General features: G+C 31.7%; 6 protein-coding genes and 1 pseudogene. All 7 read right to left on the reverse strand.

Going from position 1 to position 6665, the window contains the following annotated elements; translation table 11 throughout:
• Positions 1–123 (reverse strand): annotated as a pseudogene (locus ACHZC3_RS12550) (heme-copper oxidase subunit III); the annotation flags it as partial.
• Positions 124–129: 6 nt separating this feature from the next.
• Entirely contained in the window at positions 130–1032 is a 903-nt protein-coding gene (gene cyoE, locus ACHZC3_RS12555; protein ID WP_394760218.1) for a heme o synthase, read from the reverse strand.
• A 265-nt stretch (positions 1033–1297) separates the two neighbouring features.
• Positions 1298–3415: a gliding motility protein RemB gene (locus tag ACHZC3_RS12560; RefSeq protein ID WP_394760219.1), complete on the reverse strand. Its 2118-nt coding sequence runs from the start codon at positions 3413–3415 to the stop codon at positions 1298–1300.
• Positions 3416–3425: 10 nt separating this feature from the next.
• A complete protein-coding gene (deoC, locus tag ACHZC3_RS12565; protein ID WP_394760220.1) occupies positions 3426–4169 on the reverse strand; it encodes a deoxyribose-phosphate aldolase in 744 nt (247 codons plus the stop codon).
• A gap of 72 nt (positions 4170–4241) precedes the next feature.
• Positions 4242–4646 (reverse strand): VanZ family protein, encoded by a 405-nt coding sequence (locus tag ACHZC3_RS12570; RefSeq protein ID WP_394760223.1) that lies wholly within the window; start codon positions 4644–4646, stop codon positions 4242–4244.
• Positions 4618–4998 carry a glycine cleavage system protein GcvH gene (gene gcvH / locus ACHZC3_RS12575; RefSeq protein WP_394760221.1) on the reverse strand — a complete coding sequence of 127 codons (381 nt, stop codon included), beginning with the start codon at positions 4996–4998 and terminating at the stop codon, positions 4618–4620. Before gcvH ends, ACHZC3_RS12570 begins: the two co-directional genes overlap by 29 nt.
• A gap of 74 nt (positions 4999–5072) precedes the next feature.
• Positions 5073–6665: cell surface protein SprA (gene sprA, locus ACHZC3_RS12580; protein ID WP_394760222.1), on the reverse strand; the 1593-nt coding region annotated here is incomplete at its 5' end.

Consider the following 6665-nt stretch of genomic DNA (forward strand, 5'->3'; position numbering starts at 1 on the left):
TACTAAATAAGCACTCGTTAAACCTGCAAACATCATAAACATGCTAATCATAGCAAAAAGCAACAGCAACTTATATGATCTTGCAGTTCTTTCTTTATGCTCTTGAATCGTCATTCCTTCCATATCTTATTATCGTAAAAATTTATCTAAAATATACACCACTTGTATGAGCGATATATATGCAACACTTACTAACATTAATGTTTTCGCTGATTTATCGGTTTTGTTTTGATATAATTTTACCGCATAAACAAGCATCCACAAACCTAATAAACCAACAATCACTGCCGAAACCGTTGTTAAATACAATCTTCCTGTATAACCAAAACATGGTAATATGGAAGCTGCCGTTAACCAAAGTGTATATAATATAACTTGCATAGCAGTTCCGTTATCCTTTTTTCCGGTTGGCAACATAAAAAATCCCCCTTTTTTATAATCCTCAAATAAAAACCAACCTATTGCCCAAAAATGAGGAAATTGCCAAAAAAATTGAATTAGAAATAAAGTTCCAGCTTCAATTCCAAAGTCATTTGTGGCAGCAACCCAACCTAACATAAACGGAATCGCTCCAGGAAAAGCGCCTACAAAAACAGACAATGAAGTTACTGTTTTAAGTGGTGTATAAACACAAGTGTATAAAAATATTGAAATTGCACCAAACATTGCTGTTTTTGGATTTATCATATACAGAATTACCAATCCAATAATGGTTAGAATTGTCGCAATTGTAAAAGCAACATTTACAGACATCCTCCCTGACGGAATTGGGCGATTTTTAGTTCTATCCATCAGAGCATCTAGATCTTTTTCTATGATTTGATTGTATGCGTTTGATGCGCCAACCATACAATAACCACCTATAGCCAGCATGAAAAGTGTATAAACGCTTCCTAAATTAAATTCATAAATACCTAATAAATATCCTGCTAACGAAGAGAAAACCACACTGATAGCAAGCCCAGCTTTGGTGATTTCTTTGAAATCAGTGAAAATAGATTTTAGTGAAAGTGATGTATTTGTTGCGCTCAAGGCAGAAATATTTATTTTTTAAAACTTTGCAAAGATATGAATAAGCAATAGGAATATTCAAATCTAATATGTTTATTTTTTTAATATGTTTATCTGTTACAATGACGTTATAAAAAATGGCACACGGATAAAACGGATTTTGCTAAATAACAAAGTCGAATCTATTTGATACAACTTTGCGTTAGGGATTGAAGTGAAAATCCTTTTTTGAGATTTTTTTCGAAAAAAAGATTGTAACAAAAAGCCCGACCCTTGTGGTAACGCCCTAATAATCCAAATACCAATTAAACACATCAGCTCGCAAACCTACAGAAAACCAAGTAGCATTTTCTTTAAATATTGTTATTGTATTTTCTTGTGGTGAAAAATTTCTGTATATAAAATTACCAAAGAGTTTTAAGTTTGTACTTGGATTCACTAAATAACCAGCCTGAATATCAGCAATAAAAACATTAGTTTTATTTCCTTGGCCTATTGTTACTCCTTTTTCACGAGCTTTAAGTAAATCATAGTCTTTATAAATATTTGAACCGTAGTTTAAGGCATCTGTAGCGGTATCAAAATCAAATCCACGAATTCCAACACTTACTTTTGCATCGGCAAACAACCTGTTTTTATGAAAACGAGCTATCCCTGTTACTTCTTTAAAATTAGAACCCCAATTGTGACCCATGTTTTGGTTATTATGACCATAATTTGTAATTGCATTACTATGTGCATACACATAAGGACGCACGTGATTGTATTCTGCTTGCAGATACAAATTTTTTAATCCAAAAGCATTAAAATATTTGGCTCCAAGTTGGTAACCATATTTATTTTTCCAACTTTTTTCGCCAGATTTCATGTCGCCAAGCGAAAATTCGTCAAGCAAAAATTGCCCGTATAAATTGATATTATTATTCCACTTATATTTTGATGTGATTCCTAAAACCGCATTTCCACTTCTTGCTGACGAAGAAAATTCGACTGAACGATAAAAAATAATTGGATTTACAAAATTAACATCAAAACCGCGATTGTTATCATTTGTCCAAATTACGGATTCAAAAAACCCAATATTCAATCTCTTTGAAGCATTCCAACTCAAATAATGATTTGCCATATATTTTGTAGCATACGTCCTATCTAATGTTACTTCATTACGAACATCTTTGAGCCACATATAGGTATTAGTGTATTTTATTTTCCAAAAAGTAGTGTTTATTTTAAAAAAAGGATACGGACTTGCTCCATCGCCTAACAGCAAAGAACGATAACCATCTCCTATAAAATTTCTACTGTAACCCAACTGCAAATTGATGTGTTTATTGGGCGTATACGTAATATTTGCATCAGCAGAGGGGAAATCGTATTTTGTGGTTTTAAAATCTTTTGCAATACCTATTCCTGGAACTATTGCTGGATTTCCCCCAGATGGTTGAATCGAATTTGCATATCGGTTATAATAATCGGCAAAAACGCCTTGACTTTCGTAAATTGTTGTGGTAAAGTTTAATTGTTCTCCCAATCCTCCTTGTATTTGCAGCGCTCGAGTATTTACAAAAGTATAATTCTCAGTACTTGGATTGCTTTTTCCCATTCGCAAATCGAAAATAGGATTCAGTGTAAACCAATAGTCTTCTCCTTGTATAGCAACTAAGTTTTCGTTAAACAATTTTCGTCCCCACCAACCTTCTTTATTTATTTTGATTGCATTGTAAGCATCATCAAAATCATGATATTTTGCCACTTCCGCATAAGTATATGGTTTAGATCCCGTATGATTATTAGTTCCAACTTGATTCATTTCGTCATCAAAGTTGGTATATAAATTGTGTGAGAAAGGAATATTAAGATGACTTTTGAATTGTGGATTCTTAAACTCTTTATAATTTAATTTTACCGATTCGTACTCTGGGTTTTCTTTCTTTGCTAAAACTAATGCTGAATTGGCAATTTTATTTTCTAGAATTGATTTTTGTTCAGCAACTTGAGCTGAACTTTGCAACGGAATTGCTATTGTAAATGTATATTTTGCATACGTTGGCTTACCATTATAGGTTGGTGGTGTTATTTTTGGCAATGCTGAAAATACTCTTTTTGTTTCGGTTATTAATTCTAAAGAAATAGCGTCAACATACAAAACTTTGAATGTTCCTGTAGTATCAACTTCAAACAAAGTGATAATTTTTCCTTTAAATTTTTCTTGCTTAGTTGCTTCTGGTAACTGGAAGTTATTGTATACAAAATCTTGCAGCTGATTGTAGAAACAATTTTCTAATTCTTGGTTCATCGTGTTCTCACAAGATGGAAAAACAGGAAATTTCTCTTGATTACTTACTTGTGAAAACAAGTTTTGAGCAAGTAGAAAAACTACAATTAGCAACAATATTTTTTTCATTTTCATTTTTTTAATAATTTTCATTAGCAACATTTCCATCAGCAATTGTCTTTGCTGCCGATGTCCCTATTCTTTTTACACCCAATCGAATCATTACCAAAGCTTCTTCTAAAGTTCTTACTCCTCCAGCTGCTTTTACAGGAAGTGGGTTTGAATTTTCTAGCATTAAAATAATGGTAGGAATTGTAGCTCCGTTGGGTAAATTATTTTCCGTTTTATAAAAACCTGTCGATGATTTTACAAATACGTGAGCAAAATTTTCTTCTTTAAAATGTGCAATAATGGTGTTTTTTATTAGTGCTGTAATTTGAATGATTTGATGATTTGTGAGTGCTGCGACTTCAATTATAAACTTTACCGTTTTTTTATGAGACAATCCTAATTGCGCACAAGCAATTATTTCTTTTTTTATCAAATCTATTTCACCTCTTTTGAAAGCTTCATAATTTATAACAAAATCGAGTTCATCTGCATGATTATTTATTGCTTCTTGAGCTTCTTCCAGTTTGTTTTCTATACTAGAATTTCCATCAGGAAAATTGATAACAGTTCCTATTAATACTTTCGAATTAGCTTTAACAATCATTTCTTTAGCTAATTTTACTTTGTCTGGCCGAATCATAATCAGTTTAAATTCCTCGTCAATAGCTTCTTTAATAAAAGCTTCGACAACTTTTGTGTTTTCAACTTCAGATAAATTTGCTTGAGAGGCTGTTTTCAGATAAGTAGAATCTAGATATTGCTTAATATTCATAATAAATTGACTTGACTTTTGATTGTAAAAATAGAAAAATCCCATCGAAATGGGATTATTTTTCTTGTAAATTTATTTTTCGAATCTATTTGATTTAAAATCAGTTTTAAAAATATTTGCTGCTACAAAAATTCCAACCAAACTTCCTATACTATTGGCAATAACGTCCCAAATATCTGCTTGACGTGTTGTTGTAAAATATTTTTGAGCAAACTCTATCGCTATTCCGAAAACTATTGAAATAATTACAAGCGTAATCTTATTGTTTAACAAATTACTATTTCTAAAAACCAAATAACGATACCACAATAGAACAAAACCAAAATAGAAAGTAAAATGTACTATTTTATCCTCGTTTTCAAACGTTTGTGGTTGTTGTGTTGATGTTGTTAGACTTAAATATGTAATAAATAATGTCCAAACAACGGCTAGAAAAATGGCAAATTTATTAGGCGCCAATAAGCTTTTTATAGTCATCACTAGACAATAAGGTTTCTATTTCAGATGGATTAGAAATTTTTACTTTAATCATCCAAGCATTCCCGTAAGGATCTGAATTTACAACTTCTGGAGTTACCTCAAGTTGATCGTTAAATTCGATTATTTCTCCCGAAAGAGGTAAGAATAAATCTGATACTGTTTTTACAGCTTCTACAGTTCCGAAAACCTCATCTTGTGACAAAGTTTGGTCTAAAGTTTCTACTTCAACATATACAATATCTCCTAATTCTTTTTGAGCAAAATCAGTAATTCCAATTGTAGCAATGTCTCCATCGATACTTATCCATTCATGATCTTTTGTGTACTTTAAGTTAGCTGGTATGTTCATTTTATAATTTATTTCTATTTTTTATTGATAGCAAAAGTAAAATTATTACCGTAATAATCTTATTTTTTTAAAGATTAATTTCCAAAGTTATATCGCAATGTTAATCCTGCACGAATATTTGTTAATGGAAATGCTGTTGATATAACTGCTTTAGAGAACGAATAATCGAAGAAGAACAATGTTGTTAAGTTTTTACTAAACGCATAATCTGCTGTTAGTTTTGCCGAAACAATATTTTGACCTCCTGCCAATTGATTGTTGTTGTAATCTAAATTTCTAACTATGGTTTTGTTGTTTCTAAAAGAAATATCTCCCCTCATATTAATATCGCTTTTAATCATACCTGAAGGGTTGTCGGCTAGTTTTGTTCTTATTTTTACATCTTTTATACGATATCCTAAACCTACAACATATTCGACTCCTTTTAGTTCGGTTAGCAAATTATTATCAAAACTTAGCGACAAGGTTCTGTCTTTTTTCATTTCTGCCAAGATTTTTATAGAGCTTTTCATCTCAAAATCTAATCGCACTAACGGACTAAATTGTTCTGTTAAATTAATATTTGCAATAATATTTTTGTTCTGGAAGTTTCCACCAGCATCATAAGATCCCGGATTGGTATATTCGAAATTAGAACGGAAAGAATTTATTGTATATGCCGCTTTATAACTATGTTGAACTGAGAATCTTTTAAACTTATCTTTAAAAAATTTGTATCTCATTAAGCCTGTATATTTTAATGTCCAGTTCGGAATAGGAATGTTTTTAAATGCTCCTAATGACACTCCAGAAGCATCACTTCCGCTATATGCAGCTAGAAAAGCTGGCAATAAAACTGCTTGGTTATTTTTTCCGAAACCAATTGGGAAACCATAATTCGGGTTACTAACATTAGTTTCTGTAGGAAACTGAGAAGTTCCATAAGAAATCTCTGCTAGTCTATTAGCTACAACAAGTCTGTTTGATCTAAAATTATCAAATGCTACAGATGTAATTTCGTCACTTGGTGAAAATGCTGTTTTAATTAAAACCGTAGAAATCGAGAAATTTCCAAAATTATATGGCGAATACGAATTATAAACACCTCCAACAGCATCAAACTGCTCTGAGAAATTATCCGCATAAGTTCTATCTGCAACCAAATCAATTTTTAAATCAGGAAATAACTCAACATTTGCATTTGCCGTAAGTTGCTTGGTTTTTATTTGTGTGAAATTTTGATTAAATTCAGGATAATTTGTCAATAAACCACTTTTTGCAGCTTCAAAACGCACATCGTCTTGCAACCCAAATACAAATCCTAATGACGGTCTTGACGATCCTAAGAATCCTATTGATGGCAAATAACCCGGAAGCATTGTTCCGCTAGTTTGGCTATAATTTATTTGAATGTTTTTAATACTTGTAGCCAATCCTATTAAACCATCAACAAAAACATTTGGTTTAGCTTCTTTAACTTTTGGTTTAGCCACTACTTTTTCTCCTGGTTTTGGCGCAATTGGTGGTGTTATCGGAGCTTTTGGTGTTGCTTTTTTTGTGCCTCTTTTTGTAAATCCAATATATTTGTAAAAAGCATCCATATTGAACGCTGTATTCAACTTATGTGAATTTGCATTCTGAATAGTATTTCCTAAATCGTATGTAATTCCATCGCTTGCCTCAAAAGA

Source organism: Flavobacterium sp., assembly GCF_043720215.1.
Taxonomy (GTDB): domain Bacteria; phylum Bacteroidota; class Bacteroidia; order Flavobacteriales; family Flavobacteriaceae; genus Flavobacterium.

Coding starts and splice junctions, on each gene's coding strand:
- deoC (WP_394760220.1), bottom strand. CDS start 4,169: ATGAATATTAAGCAATATCTAGATTCTACTTATCTGAAAACAGCCTCT.
- gcvH (WP_394760221.1), bottom strand. CDS start 4,998: ATGAACATACCAGCTAACTTAAAGTACACAAAAGATCATGAATGGATA.
- ACHZC3_RS12560 (WP_394760219.1), bottom strand. CDS start 3,415: ATGAAAAAAATATTGTTGCTAATTGTAGTTTTTCTACTTGCTCAAAAC.
- ACHZC3_RS12570 (WP_394760223.1), bottom strand. CDS start 4,646: ATGACTATAAAAAGCTTATTGGCGCCTAATAAATTTGCCATTTTTCTA.